The 24,867-nt window shown below is 36.2% G+C and carries 30 protein-coding genes and 1 pseudogene; 20 read left to right on the forward strand and 11 right to left on the reverse strand.

Features of this window, described 5'->3' with window-relative positions:
- Positions 1-11: 11 nt before the first annotated feature.
- The 12 genes from rplF to rplQ all read left to right on the forward strand — a co-directional run bounded on the left by rplF (position 12) and on the right by rplQ (position 6,562).
- On the forward strand, positions 12-545 hold the full coding sequence (gene rplF, locus A9G25_RS07030; protein WP_065626330.1) for a 50S ribosomal protein L6: 534 nt from the start codon (positions 12-14) through the stop codon (positions 543-545).
- Between the two features lie 9 nt (positions 546-554).
- Positions 555-908 carry a 50S ribosomal protein L18 gene (gene rplR, locus A9G25_RS07035; RefSeq protein ID WP_025314398.1) on the forward strand — a complete coding sequence of 118 codons (354 nt, stop codon included), beginning with the start codon at positions 555-557 and terminating at the stop codon, positions 906-908.
- Between the two features lie 14 nt (positions 909-922).
- Complete coding sequence (gene rpsE, locus A9G25_RS07040) at positions 923-1,423, forward strand: 30S ribosomal protein S5 (RefSeq protein WP_034911141.1); 501 nt, start codon at positions 923-925, stop codon at positions 1,421-1,423.
- Between the two features lie 6 nt (positions 1,424-1,429).
- Positions 1,430-1,609 (forward strand): 50S ribosomal protein L30, encoded by a 180-nt coding sequence (gene rpmD / locus A9G25_RS07045; RefSeq protein ID WP_025314400.1) that lies wholly within the window; start codon positions 1,430-1,432, stop codon positions 1,607-1,609.
- Between the two features lie 5 nt (positions 1,610-1,614).
- Complete coding sequence (gene rplO, locus A9G25_RS07050) at positions 1,615-2,049, forward strand: 50S ribosomal protein L15 (protein ID WP_065626331.1); 435 nt, start codon at positions 1,615-1,617, stop codon at positions 2,047-2,049.
- A gap of 8 nt (positions 2,050-2,057) precedes the next feature.
- Entirely contained in the window at positions 2,058-3,398 is a 1,341-nt protein-coding gene (gene secY, locus A9G25_RS07055; RefSeq protein WP_065626332.1) for a preprotein translocase subunit SecY, read from the forward strand.
- Between the two features lie 26 nt (positions 3,399-3,424).
- Positions 3,425-3,538 carry a 50S ribosomal protein L36 gene (gene rpmJ, locus A9G25_RS07060; protein ID WP_025314403.1) on the forward strand — a complete coding sequence of 38 codons (114 nt, stop codon included), beginning with the start codon at positions 3,425-3,427 and terminating at the stop codon, positions 3,536-3,538.
- 169 nt (positions 3,539-3,707) lie between these two features.
- On the forward strand, positions 3,708-4,064 hold the full coding sequence (gene rpsM / locus A9G25_RS07065; protein ID WP_065626333.1) for a 30S ribosomal protein S13: 357 nt from the start codon (positions 3,708-3,710) through the stop codon (positions 4,062-4,064).
- A 15-nt stretch (positions 4,065-4,079) separates the two neighbouring features.
- A complete protein-coding gene (gene rpsK / locus A9G25_RS07070) occupies positions 4,080-4,469 on the forward strand; it encodes a 30S ribosomal protein S11 (RefSeq protein WP_025314405.1) in 390 nt (129 codons plus the stop codon).
- A gap of 41 nt (positions 4,470-4,510) precedes the next feature.
- Entirely contained in the window at positions 4,511-5,131 is a 621-nt protein-coding gene (rpsD, locus tag A9G25_RS07075) for a 30S ribosomal protein S4 (RefSeq protein WP_065626334.1), read from the forward strand.
- A gap of 25 nt (positions 5,132-5,156) precedes the next feature.
- Positions 5,157-6,146, forward strand: a complete 990-nt coding sequence (locus A9G25_RS07080) for a DNA-directed RNA polymerase subunit alpha (protein WP_065626335.1) — start codon at positions 5,157-5,159, stop codon at positions 6,144-6,146.
- 29 nt (positions 6,147-6,175) lie between these two features.
- Complete coding sequence (gene rplQ / locus A9G25_RS07085; protein WP_065589720.1) at positions 6,176-6,562, forward strand: 50S ribosomal protein L17; 387 nt, start codon at positions 6,176-6,178, stop codon at positions 6,560-6,562.
- Positions 6,563-6,737: 175 nt separating this feature from the next.
- On the opposite strand, the gene A9G25_RS07090 is transcribed toward rplQ, so the two are convergent.
- The 4 genes and pseudogenes from A9G25_RS07090 to slyD form a co-directional block, all read right to left on the reverse strand.
- On the reverse strand, positions 6,738-6,941 hold the full coding sequence (locus tag A9G25_RS07090) for a SlyX family protein (protein ID WP_065626336.1): 204 nt from the start codon (positions 6,939-6,941) through the stop codon (positions 6,738-6,740).
- Between the two features lie 54 nt (positions 6,942-6,995).
- A complete protein-coding gene (gene radC, locus A9G25_RS07095) occupies positions 6,996-7,667 on the reverse strand; it encodes a RadC family protein (RefSeq protein WP_065626337.1) in 672 nt (223 codons plus the stop codon).
- Between the two features lie 230 nt (positions 7,668-7,897).
- Positions 7,898-8,947, reverse strand: a pseudogene (locus A9G25_RS07100) (transposase).
- A 161-nt stretch (positions 8,948-9,108) separates the two neighbouring features.
- A complete protein-coding gene (gene slyD / locus A9G25_RS07105; protein ID WP_065626338.1) occupies positions 9,109-9,678 on the reverse strand; it encodes a peptidylprolyl isomerase in 570 nt (189 codons plus the stop codon).
- Between the two features lie 1,546 nt (positions 9,679-11,224).
- On the opposite strand from slyD, the gene A9G25_RS12605 reads away from it, so the two are divergent.
- The 3 genes from A9G25_RS12605 (at position 11,225) to A9G25_RS07125 (ending at position 12,440) form a co-directional block, all read left to right on the forward strand.
- Complete coding sequence (locus A9G25_RS12605) at positions 11,225-11,407, forward strand: hypothetical protein (RefSeq protein WP_141675039.1); 183 nt, start codon at positions 11,225-11,227, stop codon at positions 11,405-11,407.
- Between the two features lie 113 nt (positions 11,408-11,520).
- Positions 11,521-11,772 carry a hypothetical protein gene (locus A9G25_RS07120; protein WP_141675040.1) on the forward strand — a complete coding sequence of 84 codons (252 nt, stop codon included), beginning with the start codon at positions 11,521-11,523 and terminating at the stop codon, positions 11,770-11,772.
- Positions 11,773-11,792: 20 nt separating this feature from the next.
- Positions 11,793-12,440, forward strand: a complete 648-nt coding sequence (locus A9G25_RS07125; RefSeq protein ID WP_141675041.1) for a hypothetical protein — start codon at positions 11,793-11,795, stop codon at positions 12,438-12,440.
- A 441-nt stretch (positions 12,441-12,881) separates the two neighbouring features.
- On the opposite strand, the gene fabI is transcribed toward A9G25_RS07125, so the two are convergent.
- Entirely contained in the window at positions 12,882-13,670 is a 789-nt protein-coding gene (fabI, locus tag A9G25_RS07130; protein ID WP_065626343.1) for an enoyl-ACP reductase FabI, read from the reverse strand.
- 194 nt (positions 13,671-13,864) lie between these two features.
- Here fabI and tehB point away from each other — a divergent pair, with 194 nt between their 5' ends.
- Complete coding sequence (gene tehB, locus A9G25_RS07135; protein ID WP_065626344.1) at positions 13,865-14,725, forward strand: SAM-dependent methyltransferase TehB; 861 nt, start codon at positions 13,865-13,867, stop codon at positions 14,723-14,725.
- A 41-nt stretch (positions 14,726-14,766) separates the two neighbouring features.
- On the opposite strand, the gene fmt is transcribed toward tehB, so the two are convergent.
- On the reverse strand, positions 14,767-15,729 hold the full coding sequence (gene fmt, locus A9G25_RS07140; RefSeq protein ID WP_065626345.1) for a methionyl-tRNA formyltransferase: 963 nt from the start codon (positions 15,727-15,729) through the stop codon (positions 14,767-14,769).
- A gap of 311 nt (positions 15,730-16,040) precedes the next feature.
- On the opposite strand from fmt, the gene pgi reads away from it, so the two are divergent.
- Entirely contained in the window at positions 16,041-17,690 is a 1,650-nt protein-coding gene (gene pgi, locus A9G25_RS07145; RefSeq protein ID WP_065626346.1) for a glucose-6-phosphate isomerase, read from the forward strand.
- A 78-nt stretch (positions 17,691-17,768) separates the two neighbouring features.
- Here pgi and crr read toward each other — a convergent pair whose 3' ends face one another.
- From crr to A9G25_RS07165, 4 genes are all read right to left on the reverse strand, one after another.
- Positions 17,769-18,272, reverse strand: coding sequence for a PTS glucose transporter subunit IIA (gene crr, locus A9G25_RS07150; protein WP_065626347.1), 504 nt, complete (start codon positions 18,270-18,272; stop codon positions 17,769-17,771).
- 9 nt (positions 18,273-18,281) lie between these two features.
- A complete protein-coding gene (gene ptsI, locus A9G25_RS07155; protein ID WP_065626348.1) occupies positions 18,282-20,009 on the reverse strand; it encodes a phosphoenolpyruvate-protein phosphotransferase PtsI in 1,728 nt (575 codons plus the stop codon).
- A 52-nt stretch (positions 20,010-20,061) separates the two neighbouring features.
- Positions 20,062-20,319, reverse strand: a complete 258-nt coding sequence (ptsH, locus tag A9G25_RS07160; RefSeq protein WP_065626349.1) for a phosphocarrier protein Hpr — start codon at positions 20,317-20,319, stop codon at positions 20,062-20,064.
- A 134-nt stretch (positions 20,320-20,453) separates the two neighbouring features.
- A complete protein-coding gene (locus A9G25_RS07165; RefSeq protein WP_065626350.1) occupies positions 20,454-20,786 on the reverse strand; it encodes a hypothetical protein in 333 nt (110 codons plus the stop codon).
- 145 nt (positions 20,787-20,931) lie between these two features.
- On the opposite strand from A9G25_RS07165, the gene A9G25_RS07170 reads away from it, so the two are divergent.
- Together A9G25_RS07170 and pepP are read left to right on the forward strand one after the other, a co-directional pair.
- Positions 20,932-21,483, forward strand: coding sequence for a UPF0149 family protein (locus A9G25_RS07170; RefSeq protein ID WP_065626351.1), 552 nt, complete (start codon positions 20,932-20,934; stop codon positions 21,481-21,483).
- 33 nt (positions 21,484-21,516) lie between these two features.
- The gene (gene pepP, locus A9G25_RS07175) at positions 21,517-22,836 is read left to right on the forward strand and encodes a Xaa-Pro aminopeptidase (protein ID WP_065626352.1); all 1,320 of its coding nucleotides are present in this window, start codon (positions 21,517-21,519) and stop codon (positions 22,834-22,836) included.
- A gap of 63 nt (positions 22,837-22,899) precedes the next feature.
- On the opposite strand, the gene A9G25_RS07180 is transcribed toward pepP, so the two are convergent.
- Positions 22,900-23,727 (reverse strand): TonB family protein, encoded by an 828-nt coding sequence (locus tag A9G25_RS07180; RefSeq protein ID WP_176701093.1) that lies wholly within the window; start codon positions 23,725-23,727, stop codon positions 22,900-22,902.
- Positions 23,728-23,883: 156 nt separating this feature from the next.
- Here A9G25_RS07180 and ispB point away from each other — a divergent pair, with 156 nt between their 5' ends.
- On the forward strand, positions 23,884-24,867 hold the full coding sequence (gene ispB / locus A9G25_RS07185) for an octaprenyl diphosphate synthase (RefSeq protein WP_065626354.1): 984 nt from the start codon (positions 23,884-23,886) through the stop codon (positions 24,865-24,867).

Genomic DNA, 24,867 nt, shown 5'->3' on the forward strand with positions numbered 1-24,867 from the left:
GGGAGAAAAGAATGTCTCGTGTTGCAAAAGCACCTGTCGTTGTTCCTGCTGGCGTAGAGGTAAAACTCAATGGTCAGGTAATTACGATTAAAGGTAAAAATGGCGAATTATCTCGCACAATAAATAATGCTGTTGTGATTAATCAAGAAGAAGGACAAATTAAATTTGCTCCTCGTGAGGGTTTTGCAGATGCTTGGGCTCAAGCTGGAACTGCGCGTGCTTTGATTAATTCAATGGTTATTGGTGTTACTGAAGGTTTTACTAAAAAACTTCAGCTAGTTGGTGTCGGTTATCGTGCACAAGTGAAAGGTAATACAATTAGTTTGTCTCTAGGATATTCACATCCAATTGAACATCAATTACCTGCAGGTGTAACAGCTGAATGTCCGTCTCAAACTGAAATCGTATTAAAAAGTACTGATAAACAGTTAATCGGGCAAGTAGCTGCTGATATCCGTGCTTATCGTCGTCCTGAACCTTATAAAGGTAAAGGTGTTCGTTACGCAGATGAAGTTGTGCGTACTAAAGAAGCTAAGAAAAAGTAAGGTAACACTATGGATAAGAAATCAGCTCGTATCCGTCGTGCAACTAAAGCGCGTCGCAAGATGCATGAACTACTTGCAACTCGCTTAGTAGTTCACCGCACTCCGCGTCATATTTATGCGCAGATTATCGCACCAAACGGATCAGAAGTACTGGCAGCCGCTTCTACATTAGAAAAAGCTATCAGTGAAAGTTTAAAATACACAGGAAACAAAGACGCTGCTGCAGCAGTTGGTAAAGCAATTGCTGAACGTGCGTTAGCAAAAGATATCAAAGAAGTTTCATTTGATCGTTCAGGTTTCCAATATCATGGTCGAGTTCAGGCGCTAGCAGATGCTGCTCGCGAAGCTGGCCTACAGTTCTAAGGTAGGAGTTAAAGATGTCAAACATCGAAAAACAAGCTGGTGAACTGCAGGAAAAACTAATCGCAGTTAACCGAGTTTCTAAAACCGTAAAAGGTGGTCGTATTTTTAGTTTTTCTGCACTAACAGTTGTTGGTGACGGTAATGGCCGCGTAGGTTTTGGATATGGTAAAGCACGTGAAGTGCCAGCAGCAATCCAAAAAGCAATGGAAAAAGCACGTCGCAATATGATTAATGTTGCTTTAAATAACGATACTTTACAGCATCCTGTTAAAGGTGCTCACACAGGATCTCGTGTTTATATGCAACCAGCATCCGAAGGTACTGGTATTATCGCCGGTGGTGCGATGCGTGCAGTTTTAGAAGTTGCTGGAGTTCGTAACGTTCTAGCTAAAGCATATGGTTCTACTAACCCAATTAATGTGGTTCGTGCAACTATTGATGGCTTAGAAAGTATGAAATCACCAGAAATGGTTGCTGCTAAACGTGGTAAAACCGTCGAAGAAATTTTGGGGTAATTAACCATGGCAAAAACAATTAAAATTACACAAACTCGTAGTTCTATAGGTCGTCTGCCTAAGCATAAAGCGACATTAGTAGGTCTAGGATTACGTCGTATTGGTCATACTGTTGAGCGTGAGGATACTCCTGCAATTCGTGGTATGGTAAACCAAGTTTATTACATGGTTAAAGTAGAGGAGTAATAGTAATGCGTTTAAATACTTTATCTCCTGCTGAAGGTTCAAAGCATGCACCAAAACGTCTGGGTCGAGGAATCGGTTCAGGATTAGGTAAAACTGGTACTCGTGGTATTAAAGGTCAAAAATCTCGTTCAGGTGGTGGCGTTCGTCGCGGCTTTGAAGGTGGTCAAATGCCTTTATATCGTCGTTTACCAAAATTTGGTTTTACCTCACGTAAAGCTCAAGTTACAGCTCAAGTTCGTCTTTCAGATTTGATGAAAGTCGAAGGTGATATTGTTGACCTAAATAGCTTAAAAGTTGCAAATGTGATTAATTCACATATTGAATATGCAAAAATCATGTTATCTGGAGAAGTAACTAAACCAGTAACTGTTCGTGGTATTCGAGTAACTAAAGGTGCTAAAGCTGCAATTGAAGCTGCTGGCGGAAAAATTGAGGAATAATTAGAAAGATGGCAAAGCAACCAGGATTAGATTTTCAAAGTACACGAGGCGGTAGTGGTGAGCTTAAAAGACGCTTGATGTTTGTGCTTTTAGCGCTTATTGTTTTTCGTCTTGGTTCTTATATTCCGGTTCCTGGTATTGATACTAAGGCGTTATCGGACTTACTAACACAAGCATCGTCAAATGGTATTGTGGGTATGTTCAATATGTTCTCTGGTGGTGCTTTAAGCCGTGCTTCAATTTTTGCATTAGGGATAATGCCTTATATTTCCGCATCAATTATTGTGCAGTTATTAACGGCAATTAGCCCTAAGTTAGCAGAATTGAAGAAAGAAGGTGAATCAGGTAGAAAAAAAATTAGTCAGTACACTCGTTATGGCACACTTGCTTTAGCAATAATACAGGCTGTTGGTATTTCAACTGGTTTACCAAATATTCCTGGTTATGAACATGTTGTGATTAATCCAGGATTTTCTTTCTATTTTATCGCATCGGTTAGCTTAGTTACTGGCACTATGTTTCTTATGTGGTTGGGCGAACAAATCACCGAACGAGGTGTAGGTAATGGTATTTCTATCATTATCTTTGCTGGTATCGTGGCAAGTCTTCCTCATGCTATTTATGAAACAATTGAACAAGCTCGCTCTGGTTCATTGCATCCGATTTTATTATTGGTTGTTGCTGCATTAGTGGTTGGTGTAACTTATTTTGTTGTATTTGTTGAACGTGGTCAGCGACGAATTGTTGTTAACTATGCGCAACGACAACAAGGTCGTCGTGTTTACGCAGCACAAAGCACACACTTACCATTAAAGATTAATATGGCGGGAGTTATTCCGGCGATATTTGCCTCGACAATTGCTATGTTACCATCAATGATGGCTTCTTGGTTCCAAGGAGATGGTGAAGGATGGAGATATTTTATTGTACTTATCGGTCAATACTTCAATCATGATCAACCGTTATACATAATCTTTTTTGCGGCGGCGATTATCTTCTTTTGTTTCTTCTATACAGCGTTGGTTTTTAACCCAAGAGAAACAGCAGATCAGCTAAAAAAATCTGGTGCATTTATTCCAGGTATCCGTCCAGGTGAACAAACATCTAAGTATATTGACAAGGTAATGACTCGTTTAACGCTAATTGGCGCAATCTACATTACTTTTGTATGTTTGGTTCCAATGTTTATGACAAGCGCAATGAAAGTTCCAGTTCAATTTGGTGGAACATCGTTATTAATTGTTGTTGTTGTAATCATGGATTTTATGGCACAAGTACAGACTTTAATGATGCCAAATCGTTATGAGTCAGTGTTAAAGAAAGCGAACCTTAAAGGCTATGGCCGATAAGTTAGCCAGAAGTTACGGAGAAAAAAATGAAAGTTCGTGCTTCAGTCAAGAAATTATGCAGGAATTGTAAAATCATTAAACGCAATGGCATCGTTCGTGTTATTTGCGTTGAAGGTAAACACAAACAACGTCAAGGTTAATTTATTTAGCTGGAAAGTTGAGCTTTTGCATATTTTTCTTGCCAAAGTATAGTAAAGCTGGCTAGAATAGCCAGCCTAGATTTATTTGTAAATTCACTGTTTGAGTATCCTGAAAACGGGCTTTTCAGTATAGTGAATTTGCTAAACATTAACAATAAAGGAGTGCATAGTGGCCCGTATAGCAGGCATTAACATTCCTGATCAACAACATGCTGTAATTGCTTTACAAGCGATTTATGGTATCGGAAATACTCGTGCTAAGACAATTTGTGCTGAAGCAGGTATTTCTGAACATGTTAAGATCAGAGAACTATCTGAAGATCAGATTGAAAAGTTACGTGAGCAAGTCGCTAAATTTACCGTTGAAGGCGATTTACGTCGTGAAGTAACTATGAGTATCAAGCGTTTATTAGACCTTGGTTGTTATCGTGGCATGCGTCACCGTCGTGGACTTCCTGTTCGTGGTCAGCGCACAAAGACTAACGCTCGTACCCGTAAGGGACCGCGTAAGCCAATCAAGAAATAATTGAGGTATAATTAAATGGCAAAGACACCTGTTCGTACACGTAAACGTGTAAAAAAGCAAGTTTCTGATGGTATAGCTCATATTCATGCATCATTCAACAATACAATCGTAACTATTACCGATCGTCAAGGTAATGCGTTAGGTTGGGCAACCGCTGGTGGTTCTGGTTTCCGTGGCTCTCGTAAATCAACACCTTTTGCAGCTCAAGTGGCCGCAGAACGTTGTGCTGAAGCCGTCAAAGATTACGGAATTAAGAATCTGGAAGTTATGGTTAAAGGACCTGGTCCTGGTCGTGAGTCAACAATTCGTGCATTAAATGCAGCGGGTTACCGCATCACTAACATTACTGATGTTACTCCGATTCCTCATAACGGTTGTCGTCCACCCAAAAAACGTCGTGTTTAATTTTTTAAACATTGAATGTTTAGGATTATTGGAGAAATAAAATGGCAAGATATTTGGGACCAAAACTCAAATTAAGTCGTCGTGAAGGTACAGATTTATTTCTTAAATCTGGCGTCCGAGCGATTGAGAGTAAATGTAAATTAGAACAAGCTCCTGGACAACATGGTGCGCGTAAACCGCGTTTATCAGATTATGGTGTTCAGTTACGTGAAAAACAAAAAGTTAGACGTATTTATGGAATTTTAGAACGCCAATTCCGTAATTACTACAAAAGCGCTGCTCGAATTAAAGGCAATACTGGTGAAAACCTACTTGGTCTTTTAGAACGTCGCTTAGATAACGTTGTTTATCGCATGGGATTTGGTGCAACTCGTGCTGAAGCCCGTCAATTAGTTAGTCATAAAGCTGTTCTTGTTAATGGTCGTGTTGTGAATATTGCATCTTATCAAGTTTCACCTGAAGATGTGATTAGTGTTCGCGAAAAATCAAAAAAACAAGCACGTATTAAAGCTGCTTTAGAGCTAGCTGAACAACGTGAAAAACCAACATGGTTAGAAGTTGATGCTAGCAAAATGGAAGGTGTATTTAAACGCTTACCAGAACGTTCAGATTTATCTGCTGATATCAACGAACATTTGATCGTCGAACTTTACTCTAAGTAAAGTTTAGCACTTAAGAGAGGACATAATGCAGGGTTCTGTAACAGAGTTTTTAAAACCTCACCTAGTTGATGTTGTTCAATACAGTCAAACACATGCTAAAGTGACTTTAGAGCCACTAGAACGTGGTTTTGGCCATACTTTAGGTAATGCACTACGCCGCATTTTATTATCATCTATGCCGGGATATGCAGTAACCGAAGTTGAAATTGACGGTGTTCTGCATGAGTACAGCACTAAAGAAGGCGTTCAAGAAGATGTACTTGATATTTTGCTTAACTTAAAAAAGTTAGCAGTACGTGTACATACGAAAGATGATGTTATGCTCACTTTAAACAAATCAGGTATTGGTGCAGTAACCGCATCTGATATCACTCATGATGGTGATGTTGAAATTGTTAATCCTGATTTAGTGATTTGTCATCTTACTGATGCCAATGCTTCAATTAGTATGCGTATTCGTGTACAACGAGGACGTGGTTATGTCCCTGCTTCTGCTCGCGTTAAGTCAGAAGATGAAGAACGACCAATCGGTCGTCTGTTAGTTGATGCATGTTATAGCCCTGTAGAGCGTATTGCATATTCTGTTGATGCTGCTCGTGTGGAACAACGTACTGATTTAGATAAACTTGTTATCGATATGGAAACTAATGGTACTATCGATCCTGAAGAATCTATTCGTCGTGCATCAACTATTTTGGCTGAACAACTTGAAGCTTTCGTTGATTTACGAGATGTACATCAACCAGAAGTTAAAGAAGATAAACCGGAATTTGATCCAATCCTTTTACGTCCAGTAGATGATTTGGAGTTAACTGTTCGGTCTGCTAATTGCTTAAAGGCAGAAGCAGTTCATTATATTGGTGATTTAGTACAACGTACCGAAGTTGAGTTACTTAAAACCCCTAATCTTGGTAAGAAATCACTTACTGAAATTAAGGACGTACTCGCATCTCGTGGTTTATCTTTAGGCATGCGTCTTGAGAACTGGCCACCAGCAAGTATTGTTGAAGACTAAGATAAAATTTATATAAGAAGGATAAAGTTATGCGCCATCGTAAAAGTGGTCGTCAACTGAACCGAAATAGCAGCCATCGTCAAGCAATGTTTCGTAACATGACAAGTTCACTTGTTGAACATGAAATCATTAAAACTACATTGCCTAAAGCAAAAGAGTTGCGTCGTGTTGTTGAACCGTTAATTACGTTAGCCAAAAGCGATAGCGTAGCTAATCGCCGTCTGGCTTTCGCTCGTATCCGTGATAAAGATACAGTTAAAAAATTATTTTCAGATTTAGGTCCACGTTTTGCTACCCGCCCTGGCGGTTATGTACGTATTTTAAAATGTGGTTTCCGTGATGGAGATAATGCTCCAATGGCTTATATTGAATTAGTTGATCGTCCTGCAGTAGAAGAAGCAGCATCAGCTGAATAATAATAAATCATTGTGTATTAAAACCGGCTATATGCCGGTTTTTTATTTATGTTTATTATATTTGAAAAACCCAAATTACTAACTTTATTTAAAATTAGTTAAAAACTAAAAGAGATCAAGACAAGATTATTAAATAAATAATTGTTAACAACAGTTATTTACCTCATAAATACAATTAATAGTGAGGTGGTGGTGTTTCTTCAGATAAATTAGCAATATTTGAAGCTTGTGTTGCTTGTAGTTTTTGAGACAATAACGTCAATTGCTCTTTTAATTTGCTAACATCAGCTTGAAGATTAGTTACCATTTGATTGAGTTCTTCAATGGTGATATCTTGAAAAGCTACTTTGGTTTCAAGTAATTCTAATTGCTGGTTCATAAAATAAATTCATATATAGACTAGTTAATTAAATTACATTGTAAGTAAAAATAGCTACGAAATCCATCCATGCTCTGCAAAAGAGACATATTCACCCTTACCTATAACAATATGATCTATGACTCGAATATCAACCAATTCACAAACTTCTTCTATTTTTTGTGTAAGATGGCGATCTGCCTGACTAGGTTTTGCCACACCCGAAGGATGATTATGTGCTAAAATTAATGCGGCAGCATTATATTGCAATGCTCGTCTGACGATCTCTCTTGGATGGACTTCAACGCAATTATAGGTACCGACAAACATATCTTCTGACGTTATGACGCGATTTTGATTATCTAAAAAAATGACCATAAAAATTTCACGATCTTTATTTGCCAATCGGCTAGCTAAATAGTGATATGTTAAAGATGACGATGTTAAAAAATTATCGGTAGTCATTTTAACTTTTAAATATCTATAAGAAAGTTCAACAACAGCTTTCAATTGTGTATATTTAGCTGTTCCCAATCCTTTCTTTTTGCAAAAATCACTATGGCTTGCATTAATTAAATTATAAAAAGAACCAAACTCATTTAACAGCTTTTGTGACAGTTCCAAAACAGGCAAATCTCGAGTACCAGTGCGTAAAAAGAGAGCAAGTAATTCTGCATCGCTGAGTGCTTCAACGCCAAATTTTAAAAGCTTCTCACGTGGCATTAAAACTATTGGTTGTGAAGGCATAGTTGCAGATCCTAATAATCGTAAAATATAGATTATTAAAGGAAAAATTAGCAAAGCAAAATGATAATTTAAAAAATTGGGAGCTGTTTCACAGCTTATTAAGCAAAACACGAAACAGGCGGTAAATAAAAAGCGCTATATAGCGCTTTCATATTGATGACAAACCTCGATATAATTCGGGGTTTATTTTTTTATTTAAATCATAAATAAGATTTTTAATTTGGATTTTATTAAATAAATATAAAAAATAGCCTAAAAAAACGTAACAAAAATAGCTTTATCGCTATTTTCTTGATATTTTGAGCCGTTGCGGTCAATAAACACTGCATTTGAACCTGCGCTCTTCCCCTAAATCGTGCATAGCGATGTCCGTGGTGTTGTTTAGCATCAGCAAAGCTGCGCTCTATGGTCTCTTTTCGCCGAGCATAGACTTTTTTACCCCACTGACTTAAACGAATCTCGTTGGCTTTCTCTTTATCTGCTTCCCAGATATGGCGTGTGATGACTTTCTGTGTATTTTTACTCTGTGTACATTGTGACAATAACGGACAGACTTTGTAGGTTGCTACATCACAATGATAATGACGATAACCCAATACCGGATATATCTGCTCTGCTAGCAGTAAATGGCAAATGGGAGCCGTAAAATAATCCTTTAGGCTTGCCTTCTTGATGCATAAAGCACTGTCCGGATCTGTTGTACTGGCTTTGACATCCTTGTATTTCTCTACCGTCGATGGCTTTAAGGCTTTTTTCCGTCTAATTCTCTTTCTGCGTTGATGGTTTGATTAAGCGCATCAATATATTGACTGGACTCAACAATACGCTGCTCATTACGTGCCTTGCCTTTATGGGTATTTGCTTTCAGGTGAGTACTGTCCGTATATAAAACCCGACCACTTATCAGCCCTTTGGCAATGGTCTGTTCAACAATATTATCAAAAATCTGTTGATAGATTTCACTGTCATTAAACCGACGTGACGATTTTGGCTGAGTGTTGAGGCGTCAATCACTTTTTCGGTTGATCCCATTCCCAGAAACCAGCGGTAAGCTAAATTGACCTGAATTTTCTGAACCAGACGACGTTCACTGGGGATACCGAAAGATACCCCAATAGCATGATTTTAAACAGTCTGACCGGATCTTCTGCCGGACGACCGTTATTAGGGCACTAAAGAGGTGCTACCGCTTCTCGAATAAATTTAAAATCAATGACTTTAGCTATTTTACGAACAAGATGATTTTGAGGGACAAGCGCATCTAGCGAGATTTGCTCTATTTTTTCTGGTGTCGCTGGAGTTGTTTTTTTAACATAGAAGAATTCCTCTTATAATGGACTCCTCTCTATTAGATCAAAGAACTCGCCAAAAAGCGAGTTCTTTGTCATCAATCTTAAGCGCTATATAGAGCTTTTAAAATTTAATTTGAATTAATCAAGGATTAGTGACAACCGCAGCTACCATGACCACCGCCACAGCAACCTGTGTTTTCATCATCTTCGTCTTCATGAGAATGACCACCGCAGCCACAACCGCCATGTCCGTGATCATGCTCACCGTGAATATGCCCGTGAGCAATTTCATCTTCAGTGGCTTCACGAATAGCTAATACTTTAACGTTAAATTGTAAATCTTGTCCAGCTAACATATGGTTTCCATCAATAGTGATGGTATCGCCATCGATAGCGGTGATTTCAACGGGTAAAGGACCATGCTCGGTATCAGCAAAAAATCGCATACCTACTTCAAGTTCATCTACGCCAACAAAAACATCACGGGCAACATTTTGTACAAGTGTATCATTAAAATCCCCGTAAGCATTAATTAGCTCAACGTCAAATTTGTCGCCAATTTGGTGACCATCTAATGCGTTCTCAAGATCTTGTAGTAAGTTACCTGCACCATGTAAATATTCTAATGGTGCTGTCGTAGTTGCTTCATCAACTAAAACACCATCTTTAGTGCGAACCTGGTATGCTAAACTGACTACTGTATTTTTTGCTATTTTCATTTTTTCTCCAACAAACTGTTATCGGCAAATTTTCATAGATTTTAACGGAAAAAATCTAATCTGTATGCTATTTTCTTATTTCTTTAAAAATTTTAAAGCAAATCGGCTGGTTAGATTTATAAACTTAGTTTGAGGCTGTTGCAAATGAGACCATACTAAATAGAATAAGTCCTTTCAAACTGTAAAAGGATTCAGCTTATGGCATTTACTCTTATATTTGTATCGTGATTTACTCAGTCTATTAAATTGTACTTATTGCGATTTTAGAGGAATCAAAACGTTAATAATTAAGTCAGAAAGGAATTATTTATTATTAATAAATTTAAGTGTAGAAAAACGCCGAGTTGTTTATACTTCATGCTAAAAATAACCTTCTGAAAGTTCATAAGGCGTTTTTCCCAAAATGGCTTTATGACGCTTAACCGTAAAAATTAATAAATTGCTTAAGCTTTTGTTGTTTATCTTTTGAATCGCTAAATATTTGCTGATTATGACACATTTCAATTCAAAGTGCGTACATGCTTTCAACTTTCCTATTTGTCTTCGGACAGGCTGGTTATGTAAATTTTTGATTAATACGATGGTTATTACATGTTTTGACAAATTGGTGTTCGCTTCAGCTTTGATATTCACGTCCGTTATCGGAATAAATACATTTAATAGTATAAAGGGCATAGAGCTAACACATCACAGTCAAAATTGTGATGAACTAAATTGAGATTTACCTGGGGTAAATGTCTGCAGCTCATGTGAAAAATTATCAATGCCGACAAATAAATATTCTCCTGGCTGTTGTTTGTTTCATTTTTAAGTAAAGGTAAACGTTTGGTATAGACATGCAATATTTCATCCGGATAGGTTTTGTTATCGCGTTTAGCTTATCGTATTAATTTATCTTCAGGCCTTTTAAGATTTAACCAGACGTTTAATACCATAACTGATGGTTTTATAACGTCCATTCTTACTGGTTAAAGGAACAACAAGCTTAAATTGGGCTTTTTTTACACGTTATAAATGGTTGGGACGTTTAGTCAAATCGGTAACGGTCATTTTTCTTTATGATATAGGCCGCCATATCTCTGGTTTGTGATAGGGCGTTAATTATGTATATTTATTACAATAATTTTTACAATTTAAGGAAATTCTTGTGTTTTGGTATAAACAAACCACGTAGTTTTTGACGAATTTACGGTTTTTACAAAAAACAATTTATTTTATTATATATTGCTTTATCATATTGCTTTTTATGTGAGGATTTTTTATTTTAAATGATGGTTAACTATTTATATCTAATAAAAAAATTAGGAAATATCTACAAGGGGAGGTAAAAACATGATAAAATGTAGCCTTAATTGGGCATCGGACCGAACAATTTGTTAATTGTTTTATATTAATATTTTTGCAAAACGCTTTATGTTTAGCGTTACCTTTTGAATTTAAATCCTTTCACTGTAAATCACACTTTGCTGCCAAAATAACGGTATTGGCCGCTAGCTTAAAACGGAAACTAACTAAACTAACATTATTCTTATTATTGCAATTGGCAATGGTGAATTCAGTCCATGCGATACTCACCGCAATTTCAAGCCACTTTATTGTTGGTAATGCGCCTGAGGTTGTCGCCTTAACCAGTGCAGATAAACAAGGTTTTACGGTGTATGGTATTTTTTATAGCGAAGCCAGCAACAATATAAAATCAGATGAAATTAAAGAATTGATGGTAACTTAACACTAAATGATTTTAAAGTAGCAAGTTATACATCAATAAACTTAGATAGAGTTAAAAACTATCGTGATATAGATGGTGATAATGCCGCTTCACAGCAACCATTTCAAGTCGGATTGACTAATTATTGGTGGTACGACAATAATGGCAAGCGGATAGCTGACGATGATATGAAAAAAGCGATAGGTTGTGGTAGTGGCTTATCAATACCGCTAAAATTGATAGTTCAGACAGAAGTCAAAGCGTATTCGACGTATGGTATTCCGAATGAAAGCAAACAGGTCACCTTAGCCAAAAGTTATCAAATTTCGCCAAAACCAGAATTATGTTATGCCAAACCTGACGCAATTAAAAAATTATCCATATAAACAATGGTTAAGCTTTGATCATGCTAATAAATATGGGCTTTAAAGTGAATCCGATTGAATCAGGCAGCAGAAAGTTTCCCATCACAGCATTTCCTGGCGCTAGATTTCAGTTGATTATGTCTGGTTCACAAACAGATTATCGTTATAGACTAGTCAGTAATCCAGGAGGAGGTGTTTCAATTGATCAAAATGGTATGGTAAAACTTAATAGTAAACCGTCAGGGAATGTCACAGCTAGGGCAATATTGATTCGCGATGAGCGAGTTAAATTTGATTATACCTTTAATCCAACAACGGTCTGGGCAAACCCTGTTAAAGATTTCTTTAATACTAGACGAATAGCTTTGCAGCAATGTGATATCAATAACCTATTGTCTTATAAAGTGTTAACTAATGCTCCCATTACTCATGGTTTAAATCACGGCATGGTTATAAATAATGGTTTTACTCGATCAATTGGAGAGAGACTTTTTCCAGAATGGGGATATACACTTCGTCAGTCTTATCCTGATTTAAACTGGGCTGATAGAGATAATGACCGCTATTGGACAAAAAACTATTATGATCAAAGTGATTATGGTAATGTGATTGATGTAAATGCGGGATATGGTCATGTTGGTGTTGATTGCGATTTGGGTGGCTGTTCATATTTTTTAGTTTGCCAATAATTGCAAGATATTTTTAACTAATAAAATTCATTGATTATGTTTATTATTAAACCTGGATATGAATATTTATGAAACATTAAATTTACAATAACATCATGGAGCTCTGCGTTGTTATTCCTTGATGGATTATTTTACGTGCTTATAACGAATCAACCTATATTTTAACGTAAATATTAGGGGGTAAATTAAAACTAAAATTTTACTGTGTTAAAGGGCTAAAAATAAATGGATTGTAATGTATGTATTTCCCTATGATAAGGTAAGTAAGCAACAGCAAGAAGTGGTGAAAATTGATTTTAACTATCTGCTTGCTGGTCGTTTTAGCATATTAGGTTATGTAAACACTTTCTAATACGAACAGGTAAGATAGACCGACTACTTTTAATTATTGATTAATAATATCCTCCTGCAATGTTGTAGGAGGATATTTTGAGTTTTAAATTATTTAAGTTCTAACTCATTCATCGCAGCGATGCTAAATCCACCGTCAACGTGAATGACTTCACCAGTAATACCTGATGCTAAATCAGAGCATAAAAATGCAGCTGAATTACCCACATCTTCAGTGGTAACAGTGCGACGGATTGGTGTTACTGATTCGCAGTGAGATAACATTTTTTTGAAATCTTTAATACCCGATGCAGCCAGTGTACGAATAGGGCCTGCTGAAATTGCATTAACACGGACACCTTCAGGCCCCATAGCATTTGCCATATAACGCACATTTGCTTCTAGTGAGGCTTTAGCAAGTCCCATTACATTATAGTTAGGGATTGCACGTTCCGCACCAAGATAAGAAAGTGTTACTAACGCTGAATTTGGGTTTAGCATTGAACGGCATGCCTTAGCCATAGCCACAAAGCTATAAGAGCTAATATCATGAGCAATAGCAAAACCTTCACGCGTGACAGCGTTAACATAATCGCCATCTAATTGATCACCTGGTGCAAAAGCAATGGCATGAACAAATCCATCAAACTTATCCCATGTTTTTGCAAGTTCTACAAATAGTTCAGTAATACTTTCATCATGAGCCACGTCGCAAGGTAGAGTGATTTTAGAACCAAAATCAGTGGCGAACTCTTCAACGCGTGTTTTTAATTTATCATTTTGGTAAGTAAAAGCGAGTTCAGCACCCTCACGGTGCATCGCTTGTGCAATACCATAAGCAATAGAACGATTACTTGCAACACCGGTAACCAGTATGCGTTTACCTGCTAAAAATCCCATAAATTATTCCTCTATTATTTTACTATATAGTCTAGGATGACGATGATTATATGTTTATAAGGTTAACTTCGCCACTATAAATTTATTTTTCATGGCTTCGTTTTTGTTTTAGCCTTATAGATAAAATATTGTTTATATCATCAATAATTGACTATAATAGTCAACTATTGATTTACTAAAACAGTGATAAGAAATTGAAAAATTTAATTTGCTACAAAACATTACCCATTTGGAATGTCGATACATTACCCGGATTGTTTCGTCAAAAGCATAATACTCAAGTTGGTACATGGGCTAAGTTAGAAATTTTAAAAGGAAGTATTGGTTTTGAAATGTTAACTGAACAAGGCGAAGTGATCACTAAGCATTGTTTTGATACTCAGCAGCAACCACCATTTATATTGCCACAGCAATGGCATCGTATAGCCGAAATATCAGATGACTTACAGTGCCAGTTAGCTTTTTATTGTTTGCCTGAGGATTATACTCAAAAAAAATACCAAATGACCAAAACCCACTCCGAGGTACTTAGTGCAACAAAGATTATCCAAACAGGACAGGCATTGGATTTAGGTTGTGGTTCAGGTCGTAATTCACTCTACTTGCAGTTACAAGGCTTTGATGTTACCGCCGTTGATAAGTCAGAACTCAGTATTGGAAACTTACAAAAAATCATCAATGATGATAACCTTAAGCACATTAATGCAATGGTTTATAATATCAATCAAGCAAATTTACAGGGCGAATATGATTTTATTCTTTCGACCGTTGTCATGATGTTTTTACAACCAGAAAGAATTCCAGCTATTATTGATAACATGCAAAAAATGACCAAATCAGGGGGATATAATTTAATTGTCAGCGCCATGTCTACGTCTGATTATCCTTGCTCTATTGGGTTTTCATTTACTTTTAAAGAAAACGAGTTGTACCAATATTACCAAAATTGGGAAATACTAAAATATAACGAAGATATTGGACAATTGCATAAAACAGATATACATGGAAACCGAATTAAATTAAGGTTTGCAACCTTATTGGCTAAAAAACGATAGTAATTACAGGATATATCATCCTGTAATTTTATATATTTGGATTAAAGTGTATTTAGTTTTTCGCCAACCGTAAACCAAGCCTTGCGTGAGTTTAACAAATCTTGGGAAGACATCGGTTTTTTCCCAGCAGGTTGTAAAAGTGTCATATTCAATGCGCCGTTGCTAGTTGCAATACAAATGCCATTTTTATTGGCTTGCAAAATTGTGCCAGCAGGCTGTTTTGAATCCATTTTTACCACATGGGCTTGCCATACTTTTACTGGTTCACCGTTAACCTCAAAATAACTCACTGGCCATGGGTTAAAAGCCCGAACGCAACGCTCAAGTTGCACGGCAGGCAAATTCCAATCAAGTTTAGCTTCTTGCTTTGACAGTTTTTCGGCATAGGTTACTTTCGTCTCATCTTGCTTTTCAGGTTGGATTTTTTCTTCAGTGATTAACTCTAATGTATCAAGCAGGCCTTGGGGACCGAGTTTTGCGAGTTTCTCATACAGCGATGCGCTAGTATCGGATTGCTCAATAGGACAGGTAAGCTTATAAAGCATATCACCCGTATCAAGGCCTGCATCCATCTGCATAATGGTAATTCCTGTTTCTTCATCGCCTGCCCAGCAAGCACGCTGAATAGGTGCTGCGCCACGCCAGCGTGGTAGTAATGAACCATGCACATTTAAGCAACCTAATCTAGGTATATCAAGTACAGCTTGTGGCAAAATAAGTCCATAAGCAACAACAACCATAATGTCAGCATTTAATTCAGCAATGATTTTTTGATTTTCTTTGGATTTAAGCGTTGCTGGTTGATAAACAGGAATATTATACTCAACAGCTAATTGTTTAACAGGGCTTGCTGTTAACTTATTACCTCGACCAGCAGGGCGATCTGGTTGCGTAAAAACAGCAATTACATTATGGTGTGAGTTAATCAGAGCTTTTAAATGAGTTGCAGCAAAATCGGGTGTACCAGCAAAAATAATATTTAAAGGTTTAGTTGCATGTGGCATAAGCGTTATGTCCATAATCAAAAAATTATATGAATTATACCCGAAATTTTAGTGAGAATCTTTAATCAAAAAAACTCATAGATATGATAATTATCTTTAGTGGTATTAAATTTGATAATAATATTTATTAAATTAGGTTATGTTGTGTAATTATCCCTCTAATATAATACGATTAAACGGTATAAACGATTTCAGAAAAAACGCTTTATGGCTTTATAGCGAATTATTTTAATCGATGAGATCCTTATCTTGCATCATGTTAGGCATAGTTATATTATGGCTATAATGCAATATTATTTAAGGAATAAATTATGTTAAAATCAATTGATCCAACAACAACTCAATCTTGGAAATCCCTTCAAGCTAGTTACGAAAAAAACCACAATAAAACCATTGCACAAATTTTGAAAGAAGAACCGAAACGTGTTGAAAAGCTTACTATTTCTTTTGAAGAAGAGTTTTTGGTTGATTTATCTAAAAATAGAGTGACACAAGAGACGCTAGAATTGCTTTATAAGTTAGCTGATGAATGCGATCTAATTGGTGCAACTAAAGCCATGTATAGCGGTGAAAAGATTAATCGTACAGAAAATCGGGCTGTATTACATGTTGCATTACGTAATGTATCAAATACACCAATTTATGTTGATGGTAAGAATGTGATGGATGATGTTAACGCTGTCTTAGCTAAGATGGAGTCATTCAGTAAAAAAATCATTAATGGTGAATGGAAAGGATACACTGGTAAAGCCATTACTGATGTGGTCAATATTGGTATTGGTGGATCAGATCTAGGACCAGTAATGATTACCGAAGCACTACGACCTTACAAAAACCACTTGAACATGCATTTCGTATCAAATGTGGATGGCACACATATCATTGAAGCTTTAAAAGGCTTAAATCCTGAAACCACTTTATTTTTGGTTGCATCCAAAACATTTACCACTCAAGAAACTATGACGAATGCACAAACAGCACGGGCATGGTTACTTGATGCTGCTAAAGATGATAAAGCAGTTGCTTTGCACTTTGTTGCACTTTCAACTAATGCTAAAGAAGTTGAAAAATTTGGTATTGATACCGCTAATATGTTTGAATTTTGGGACTGGGTTGGTGGGCGTTATTCATCATGGTCGGCTATTGGCTTATCAATTGTATTATCAATTGGGTTCGATAATTTTAAACAATTTTTAGCTGGTGGTCATGCGATGGATAAACATTTCCAAAGCGCACCAATTGATAAAAATATCCCAACGTTACTGGCATTAATTGGTATTTGGTACAACAATTTTTGTGGTGCCGAAACTGAAGCCATTTTACCATATGATCAGTACATGCACCGTTTTGCAGCTTATTTCCAACAAGGAAATATGGAGTCAAATGGTAAAAGTGTCGATCGCAACGGTAATAAAACACCTTACACAACAGGCCCAATTATTTGGGGCGAACCAGGAACCAATGGTCAACATGCATTTTATCAATTAATTCACCAAGGGACTAAACTTATTCCTTGTGACTTTATTGCACCGGCCATTAGCCATAATCCTGTTAGTGACCATCACGCAAAACTATTGTCAAACTTTTTTGCTCAAACTGAAGCTTTAGCTTTTGGTAAAACAAAAGAGCAGGTCGAGCAAGAATTTATTGCTGCTGGCAAAAAACTTGAAGAAGTGAAGTCTGTGGTACCATTTAAGGTATTTGACGGCAATAAGCCAACTAATTCAATATTAGTGAAAAAAATTACACCTTATGCCCTTGGTGCCTTAGTTGCGATGTATGAGCATAAAATTTTTACTCAAGGAGTTATTCTTAATATATTTAGTTTTGATCAATGGGGTGTTGAACTTGGTAAACAATTAGCTGGACGTATTTTACCTGAATTAGCCGATGATAAACCAGTAAAATCCCATGATGATTCAACAAATAACTTAATCAACCAATACAAAAAATGGCGTTAAGTAGTATTAAAAAAGATAAGTTATAGCATAAAAAAACCTTCAACTAAAACTGAAGGTTTTTTATAATAATGAAAAAAATTATTTTTTCACACGCATTATTGGAGTTTTACCTGCTTCGACAGAGCCCAATAATTTATTTAATTCTATTATGGTTTCCATATTAGAAATAACCACCGGAGTTAATACGGATTTGGCTTTGCTTTCAAGCAGAGGTAAATCAATTTCAATAATGGTATCGCCTACTTTTACCTGCTGACCTTCTTCTGCAACTCGTTTAAAACCTTCACCTTTTAGTTCTACTGTATCAATACCAAAGTGAACAAAAAGCTCAATGCCCTCATCCGATTCTATAGCAAAAGCGTGATTGGTTTCGAAAATTTTGCCTATTTTTCCACTTAATGGAGCGACAATTTTATTACCAGAAGGTTTAATTGCTACTCCGTCACCAACGATTTTTTCAGCAAAAACCACATCTGGTACATCTTCGATTTTGACAATTTCGCCACTTAAGGGAGCAATAATCTCAATGCTGTTTTTATTATCATCGGATACGAATTGCTTAATTTTATCGAATAGACCCATTATTGTCTCCTAACAAATTTGCTTTTCAGCAGTGTAATTTTCAATTAACTCAATGATTTCTTTAGAAGTTGCTTTTTCTAATACAGCATCAGCAAATTTTTTCGCTTCTTCATAGTTAGTATTGCGAATTAATTTTTTGATTTTAGGAATTGATACTGCACTCATACTAAATTCATCAAGTCCCATACCAAGCAATAAGATTGTGGCTCTTTCATCACCAGCAAGCTCTCCACACATACCTGTCCATTTACCTTCTTTATGAGAAGCATCAATAACATTTTTAATCAGCGTTAACACTGAAGGCGAAAACGGATTATAAAGGTGAGAAATTAATTCGTTACCACGGTCAACGGCAAGCGTATATTGTGTTAAGTCATTGGTACCGATACTAAAAAAGTCTACTTCCTTGGCTAAGTGATGTGCAATCACAGCGGCTGCTGGAGTTTCAATCATTACACCGATTTCAATATTTTTATCAAATGCTTTGCCTTCAGCAGTCAATTGTTCTTTAAGAGTATTGATTTCGGATTTTAATGTTCGGATTTCTTCAACAGAAATAATCATTGGGAACATAATGCGTAATTTACCAAATGCTGATGCACGCAAAATTGCGCGTAATTGTGCATGAAGTACTTCTTTACGATCTAAACAGATTCGAATTGCTCGCCAACCTAAGAATGGATTTTCTTCTTTTGGTAAATGCATATAAGGTACATCCTTATCACCACCAATATCCATGGTACGGACAATTACGGATAAACCATTGGTTGATTCAGCTACTTCTTTATATGCTTTAAACTGTTCTTCTTCATCAGGATAAGCTTCGCGATCCATAAATAAGAATTCAGTACGGTATAGACCAACACCTTCATAACCGTTACGTTCAGCACCTGCAATATCGCGTACTGTACCGATGTTACCACAAATCTCTACTTGATGACCATCAAGGGTTACAGCAGGTAGATCTTTCAATTTAGCTAGCTCTTCTTTATCACTAATATATTTAGCTTGAACTTGTTTTAATTTTTCTTGCGTTGTGTGATCTGGATTGATATAAATAGCATTATTTATAGCATCTAAAATAACAAAATCGCCTTGTTTGATTGCTTGAGTTGCATTAGATGTTCCGACGATAGCTGGGATCTCTAAAGAACGAGCCATAATTGAAGTATGCGAGGTGCGTCCACCAGCGTCAGTAATAAAACCTAGCACCATATCCAAGTTTAGCTGAGCTGTTTCAGAAGGTGTTAAATCGGTTGCAACTAAAATACATGGTTGGCTAATAGCACTCAAGTCAACAATTTCAATACCTAAAATATTTTTGAGTAATCGTTTACCAATATCACGAATATCTGCGGCACGTTCTTTTAGATATTCATCATCTAGATTTTCTAATTCTTTAGCTTGAGTTTCAAATACAGATTGAACAGCGGCATCAGCGGTTGAATGTTTACTTTGAATGCGAGAAATAACCTCTTGCTCAAGATCCTCATCTTCAAGAAGCATAATATGCCCTTCAAAAATGGCCGCTTTATCTTCGCCTAATGTAGATTTTGCTCGTTCCATAATTGTATGTAACTGTTTACTTGATTTTTGGCGAGCTTCCTTGAAGCGCTCAATTTCGGCCTCAATCTTGTTATCGAGAATTTGCCTATTACTAATAACAATAGGCTCTTCTTTTAATAATAGCGCTTTAGCAAAAGCGATACCGGGGGAAACAAGTGTACCTGATACCATAACATTTAATCCTTATTCTATTTTAAAACCGTTCATAGCTAATCGGGAGTTATTATTCCAACTCAGGAATTAATTTTACTAAATGAGCAACAGCTTCTTTTTCGTCTTCACCTTCGGCAGAAATGGTAATAGTTGTGCCTTGTGATAAACATAATGTTTGTAACTTAAACAGACTTTTAGCACTCGCACTTTTACCATTAGATGTGACAGTAATTTCTGCATTAAAGTTTTTTGCTTCTTTAACAAATTGTGCAGCAGGGCGGGTATGAAGACCGTTAGATGCAGTAATAGTTACATCTTGTTTATACATATTATTTTACTCCCAAAATATTTTGTTTCACCGACCAATATAAATAAAAACTGCCTGAAAGGCTAGTAAGATTTCATCGATCTTTTATATTAAGTCAGTCGTATTAGCCATCACATTAAGATAGCCGCACTTTATCAGTATCGGTAGATACGAGTGACTTTATCACTACATTTTTTAAATTCTACCTGCCCATGGATTCCATGTTTAATATTCTCAAAAACGATTTCTTCACTACCATCGAGTTGTGATGCACGGATCTCTTCTCTACAGAAAGCCTCGAATCGCTGTAATTCTTGCTCACTATTACCCAATTTATAAGATTTAGGTAAATCTTGACTGGTTACATAGGTATGTATTTTATCTTGCACATCAAGGACAATTACGCCTTTATTCGATAAAAATGAACTACAGGAGGTTAATGATAATGTTAGTCCTGCAAAAAATAACAATTGCAGAGAAAATTTCATGATAAATCCTATAATGTTCAAAATAATTCCTTTATAAGGCAAAGCAATCTGTTTTATGATCTATAATTATATGCAAATTATATACTATTAATTGAAGAAAGTGCAGAGTGCATTTTTCTTGATGTAACAATATTAGGGGAAGTTTATGTCAAATACTATTAATTACGACGAATTTAATCGTCAATTAATTCAAAACAAAATAGGCATTACCGTAGCTGAGTTACATGGTTTTCTTTCTGGCATATTAGCTGGTGGTAACTATGACGAGAGCTGGCGTTCATTAGTTGAGGATATGTTAAATAATGGTCAAAAAATGCCAACGGCATTAGATGAGAAAATTAGTCAACTTTATGCGCTTATCAAACAGCAATTTTTTGAGGAAGATTTCAGCTTTCAGTTATTACTTAGCGACAAAAATTTATATACACAACTGGATGATCTAGTTGGTTGGGTAAATCATTTCTTACTTGGTATTGGGCTTGTGCAAACTAAAATTAACCATGTCAAGGGTGATGTTGGTGAAGCTATTTATGACCTACGTCAAATTGTTAAATTAGGCTATGATGAAAATGAAGATCAACAAGAGCTTGGTTTTGCTTTTGAAGAGATAAAAGAGTATGTTCGCATAACTTCTATGCTATGTTTTGATGAATTTAACGAATTCAATGAGGCAGATACACCCCCAACAATCCATTAATATTAATAACACTACATCTTCAGGGGCATCACGATGATAAATACTGATATCGAAACAGAACTTTTTGCACGTCGAGAAAAATTACTAGCTCAAATGATACCAAATAGTGTCGCACTTTTTTTTGCTGCTCCAGAAATGACGCGGAGTAACGATACCCATTACCCATATCGACAAAATAGCGACTTTTGGTATTTTACACTTTTTTCTGAACCAGAAGCGGTATTGGCAGTAGTTAAACAAAAAGATAATACAACTAAATACATATTATTTAATCGCCCAAAAGATACGCTAGCCGAGACCTGGACTGGTTACCGTTTAGGTCAAGATGCCGCATTAAAGACGGTTTTTGTTGATGAAGCTTATACATTTGATGAGATTGAAAAAGTATTACCTGATTTATTAAATGGCAAAACGGCGGTTTATCATGCTGATCAGCAGTATCAATATGCCGATAGAATCGTAGATCGCACAATGAATACTCTGCGACAAGGGAGTAGATTAAATCTTTATGCACCAAACAGCACGATCGATTGGCGACCGATAGTTCATCAAATGCGCATGTTTAAATCAGATTTTGAAATCAAAATATTGCGCAAGGCTTGCAAAATCAGCGCTCAATCTCACATTCGAGCAATGCAAAAATGTAAACCAAATATGTATGAATATCAACTAGAAGCTGAAATCTTGCATGAATTTGCGTGGCATGGTGCACGAGCACCATCTTATAACACCATTGTTGGTAGTGGTAATAATGGATGTATACTACATTATGAAAATAATAGTCAGCAGTTAAAAGATGGCGATTTAGTTTTAATTGATGCGGGTTGTGAATATCAGTACTATGCAGGCGATATAACTCGCACTTTTCCTATCAATGGCAAATTTAGCCAAGCTCAACTTGAAATTTATAACATCGTTTTAACATCACAATATCAAGCCATTAAATTGTTTAAACCGGGCACTTCAATTATGGAAGTCAATAATCAAGTTGTAAGAACGATGGTAGAAGGTTTAGTAAAACTCGGAATTATGCAAGGTGATGTTGATAGCTTAATTGCCAATAAGGCTTATACACAATATTACATGCACGGTTTAGGCCATTGGTTAGGTATTGATGTGCATGATGTTGGTAGTGGACGAGATCGAATTTTAGAGCCGGGAATGGTATTGACCGTTGAACCAGGTCTTTATATTAATCAAGAATCAGATGTGCCAACACAATATAAAGGTATCGGTATTCGGATCGAAGATAACATTTTAATTACTGACACAGGAAATGAAGTTTTGACAGGTGATGTTCCAAAAGACCCAGCCAAAATTGAAAAATTAATGGAAAATAAATTCACTTATTAATTGTGTCGTTACCGTAATTTTTAAAATAAAAATTACGGTTTTTTATTTTCATCTACCTAATTATTAATCCAACTTAATTGATTTATCACGATTAAAAATAATTCTAATTTTTAGGTCTTTTGCCGGAACTGGCTTGTACTTCCAAGTTTTCATGGCATTTATTACCGAACGATTAAATATATTATTAGGATTTGCTTCAACAATGCGAATATTTTCAACTCGACCATCGCTGTTAACATCAAACATTGCTACCACATAGCCTTCTAAGCGCATATCAAGCGCTCGGCGTGGATACTCAGGTTGATTCCGTCTAATTGGAGAAGGATTACCTGAATATTGGCGATTATCTGAAAGTTTGGGTGCAACAGAAGTATTTGCAAAATTTTCACTAACCACATCTTGCCTAACTTGTTTGTGTGAAGCTTTTTGGACTGGTCGGCGTTTTTTTTTCGGTTTTTTCTCTTTTTTTACTACAACTTCCTTTTGGGATTCAACCATCGATTTATCAGGTATTTCTTCTAAAATAGATTCTGGATTTTCTTCTTTAACCACTTCAGGTTCAACAACGGGAGCAATTGGAGTTTCTTCAATTTGTTTGTTATCGATCAGCTCGCTATTTTCAGCACCTTGAATTTCTGGAGTATTTTCAACTAAAGATTGTTCAGGTGCGGCCAATTGTGATAGATCGACCATAATCGCTTTAATAGCATTATCACCTTCATCAACAGCAATATTTTTAGCAAACAAGGCAGAACTAAAGAGTAGTGCAAATAAGATAAGATGCGACAATACAGAAACTGATGTACATACATAGGTGTTTTTAGGTTTTTTTTTAATTGGACTCAAAGGGGTCTTAGTATCATCGACATCTATATCAAAGTTAATTTTCATAATAATAAGCATATTTAACTTAATGACCGTTATTCTAAATGAAAATGCTTATCATTTGTAGTATTATTTTAAAATAAGATAGATGACACCTTGTTGCATAAAGATATTTATCAGATAATAGAAAATAAATATCTATTATTTGTAGTGGTTAGGCTGATGAATACTCCATCAATGAATCAAATACTCGATCTTGTTAAAAATGATTTAGTCAAAGTAAATGAGGCAATACAGACAGAACTAACTTCTGATGTAGCTTTAATTAATCAATTAGGCAATTACATCATTAGTAGTGGTGGTAAACGTATACGTCCTGTTATCGCATTATTAATAGCCAAAGCACTAAACTATCAAGGTGATAAACATATTATCACTGCTGCTTTTATTGAATTTATTCATACCGCCACCTTATTGCATGATGATGTTGTTGACGAATCCGATTTACGCCGAGGCAAATCAACCGCCAATGCACTTTTTGGTAATGCCGCTAGCGTATTAGTTGGCGATTATATTTATACACGCTCTTTTCAAATGATGGTACGTACAGAATCGTTCAAAGTATTGACGATCATGTCGGCTGCAACCAATGTAATAGCTGAAGGGGAAGTACAACAGTTGATTAATTGTAACGATCCAGATATCACAAAAGAACAATATTTAGATGTAATTTATCGAAAAACGGCACGTCTATTTGAAGCAACATCGCATTCTGCTGCTGTCCTAGCTGGAGCTAGTGAGGAGCAAGAACTCGCCTTACAAGAATATGGAAAATATCTAGGCACAGCCTTTCAAATCATTGATGATCTACTCGATTATAGCGCTAGCAATCAAAAATTAGGTAAAAATTTAGGGGACGATCTTAACGAAGGTAAGCCCACTCTACCGCTTTTACATGCTATGCACCACACAAAAAACGCCCAAGATGCGGCATTAATACGCCAAGCAATAGAGCAAGGTAATGGTCGACAATTATTAGATCGTATTTTAAACATCATGGACGAATGTGGTTCGCTAGATTTTACGTTACAAACCGCCCAAAAAGAAGCACAAAAAGCCTTTGACGTTATCGCAATTTTACCTGATTCGCCTTATAAACAGGCGTTACAAGATCTTGCCTTATTGTCAGTAAAAAGAGAAAGCTAA

It is taken from the genome of Gilliamella sp. Bif1-4 (assembly GCF_001690535.1).
GTDB lineage: Bacteria > Pseudomonadota > Gammaproteobacteria > Enterobacterales > Orbaceae > Gilliamella > Gilliamella bombi.

What these genes read in the sequence shown, in the direction of transcription:
- rplF (WP_065626330.1), top strand. Translation starts at nt 12, where the DNA reads ATGTCTCGTGTTGCAAAAGCACCTGTCGTTGTTCCTGCTGGCGTAGAG.
- rplR (WP_025314398.1), top strand. Translation starts at nt 555, where the DNA reads ATGGATAAGAAATCAGCTCGTATCCGTCGTGCAACTAAAGCGCGTCGC.
- rpsE (WP_034911141.1), top strand. Translation starts at nt 923, where the DNA reads ATGTCAAACATCGAAAAACAAGCTGGTGAACTGCAGGAAAAACTAATC.
- rpmD (WP_025314400.1), top strand. Translation starts at nt 1,430, where the DNA reads ATGGCAAAAACAATTAAAATTACACAAACTCGTAGTTCTATAGGTCGT.
- rplO (WP_065626331.1), top strand. Translation starts at nt 1,615, where the DNA reads ATGCGTTTAAATACTTTATCTCCTGCTGAAGGTTCAAAGCATGCACCA.
- secY (WP_065626332.1), top strand. Translation starts at nt 2,058, where the DNA reads ATGGCAAAGCAACCAGGATTAGATTTTCAAAGTACACGAGGCGGTAGT.
- rpmJ (WP_025314403.1), top strand. Translation starts at nt 3,425, where the DNA reads ATGAAAGTTCGTGCTTCAGTCAAGAAATTATGCAGGAATTGTAAAATC.
- rpsK (WP_025314405.1), top strand. Translation starts at nt 4,080, where the DNA reads ATGGCAAAGACACCTGTTCGTACACGTAAACGTGTAAAAAAGCAAGTT.
- rpsD (WP_065626334.1), top strand. Translation starts at nt 4,511, where the DNA reads ATGGCAAGATATTTGGGACCAAAACTCAAATTAAGTCGTCGTGAAGGT.
- A9G25_RS07080 (WP_065626335.1), top strand. Translation starts at nt 5,157, where the DNA reads ATGCAGGGTTCTGTAACAGAGTTTTTAAAACCTCACCTAGTTGATGTT.
- rplQ (WP_065589720.1), top strand. Translation starts at nt 6,176, where the DNA reads ATGCGCCATCGTAAAAGTGGTCGTCAACTGAACCGAAATAGCAGCCAT.
- A9G25_RS07090 (WP_065626336.1), bottom strand. Translation starts at nt 6,941, where the DNA reads ATGAACCAGCAATTAGAATTACTTGAAACCAAAGTAGCTTTTCAAGAT.
- radC (WP_065626337.1), bottom strand. Translation starts at nt 7,667, where the DNA reads ATGCCTTCACAACCAATAGTTTTAATGCCACGTGAGAAGCTTTTAAAA.
- slyD (WP_065626338.1), bottom strand. Translation starts at nt 9,678, where the DNA reads ATGAAAATAGCAAAAAATACAGTAGTCAGTTTAGCATACCAGGTTCGC.
- A9G25_RS12605 (WP_141675039.1), top strand. Translation starts at nt 11,225, where the DNA reads ATGGTGAATTCAGTCCATGCGATACTCACCGCAATTTCAAGCCACTTT.
- A9G25_RS07125 (WP_141675041.1), top strand. Translation starts at nt 11,793, where the DNA reads ATGCTAATAAATATGGGCTTTAAAGTGAATCCGATTGAATCAGGCAGC.
- fabI (WP_065626343.1), bottom strand. Translation starts at nt 13,670, where the DNA reads ATGGGATTTTTAGCAGGTAAACGCATACTGGTTACCGGTGTTGCAAGT.
- fmt (WP_065626345.1), bottom strand. Translation starts at nt 15,729, where the DNA reads ATGCCACATGCAACTAAACCTTTAAATATTATTTTTGCTGGTACACCC.
- pgi (WP_065626346.1), top strand. Translation starts at nt 16,041, where the DNA reads ATGTTAAAATCAATTGATCCAACAACAACTCAATCTTGGAAATCCCTT.
- crr (WP_065626347.1), bottom strand. Translation starts at nt 18,272, where the DNA reads ATGGGTCTATTCGATAAAATTAAGCAATTCGTATCCGATGATAATAAA.
- ptsI (WP_065626348.1), bottom strand. Translation starts at nt 20,009, where the DNA reads ATGGTATCAGGTACACTTGTTTCCCCCGGTATCGCTTTTGCTAAAGCG.
- ptsH (WP_065626349.1), bottom strand. Translation starts at nt 20,319, where the DNA reads ATGTATAAACAAGATGTAACTATTACTGCATCTAACGGTCTTCATACC.
- A9G25_RS07165 (WP_065626350.1), bottom strand. Translation starts at nt 20,786, where the DNA reads ATGAAATTTTCTCTGCAATTGTTATTTTTTGCAGGACTAACATTATCA.
- A9G25_RS07170 (WP_065626351.1), top strand. Translation starts at nt 20,932, where the DNA reads ATGTCAAATACTATTAATTACGACGAATTTAATCGTCAATTAATTCAA.
- pepP (WP_065626352.1), top strand. Translation starts at nt 21,517, where the DNA reads ATGATAAATACTGATATCGAAACAGAACTTTTTGCACGTCGAGAAAAA.
- A9G25_RS07180 (WP_176701093.1), bottom strand. Translation starts at nt 23,727, where the DNA reads ATGAAAATTAACTTTGATATAGATGTCGATGATACTAAGACCCCTTTG.
- ispB (WP_065626354.1), top strand. Translation starts at nt 23,884, where the DNA reads ATGAATACTCCATCAATGAATCAAATACTCGATCTTGTTAAAAATGAT.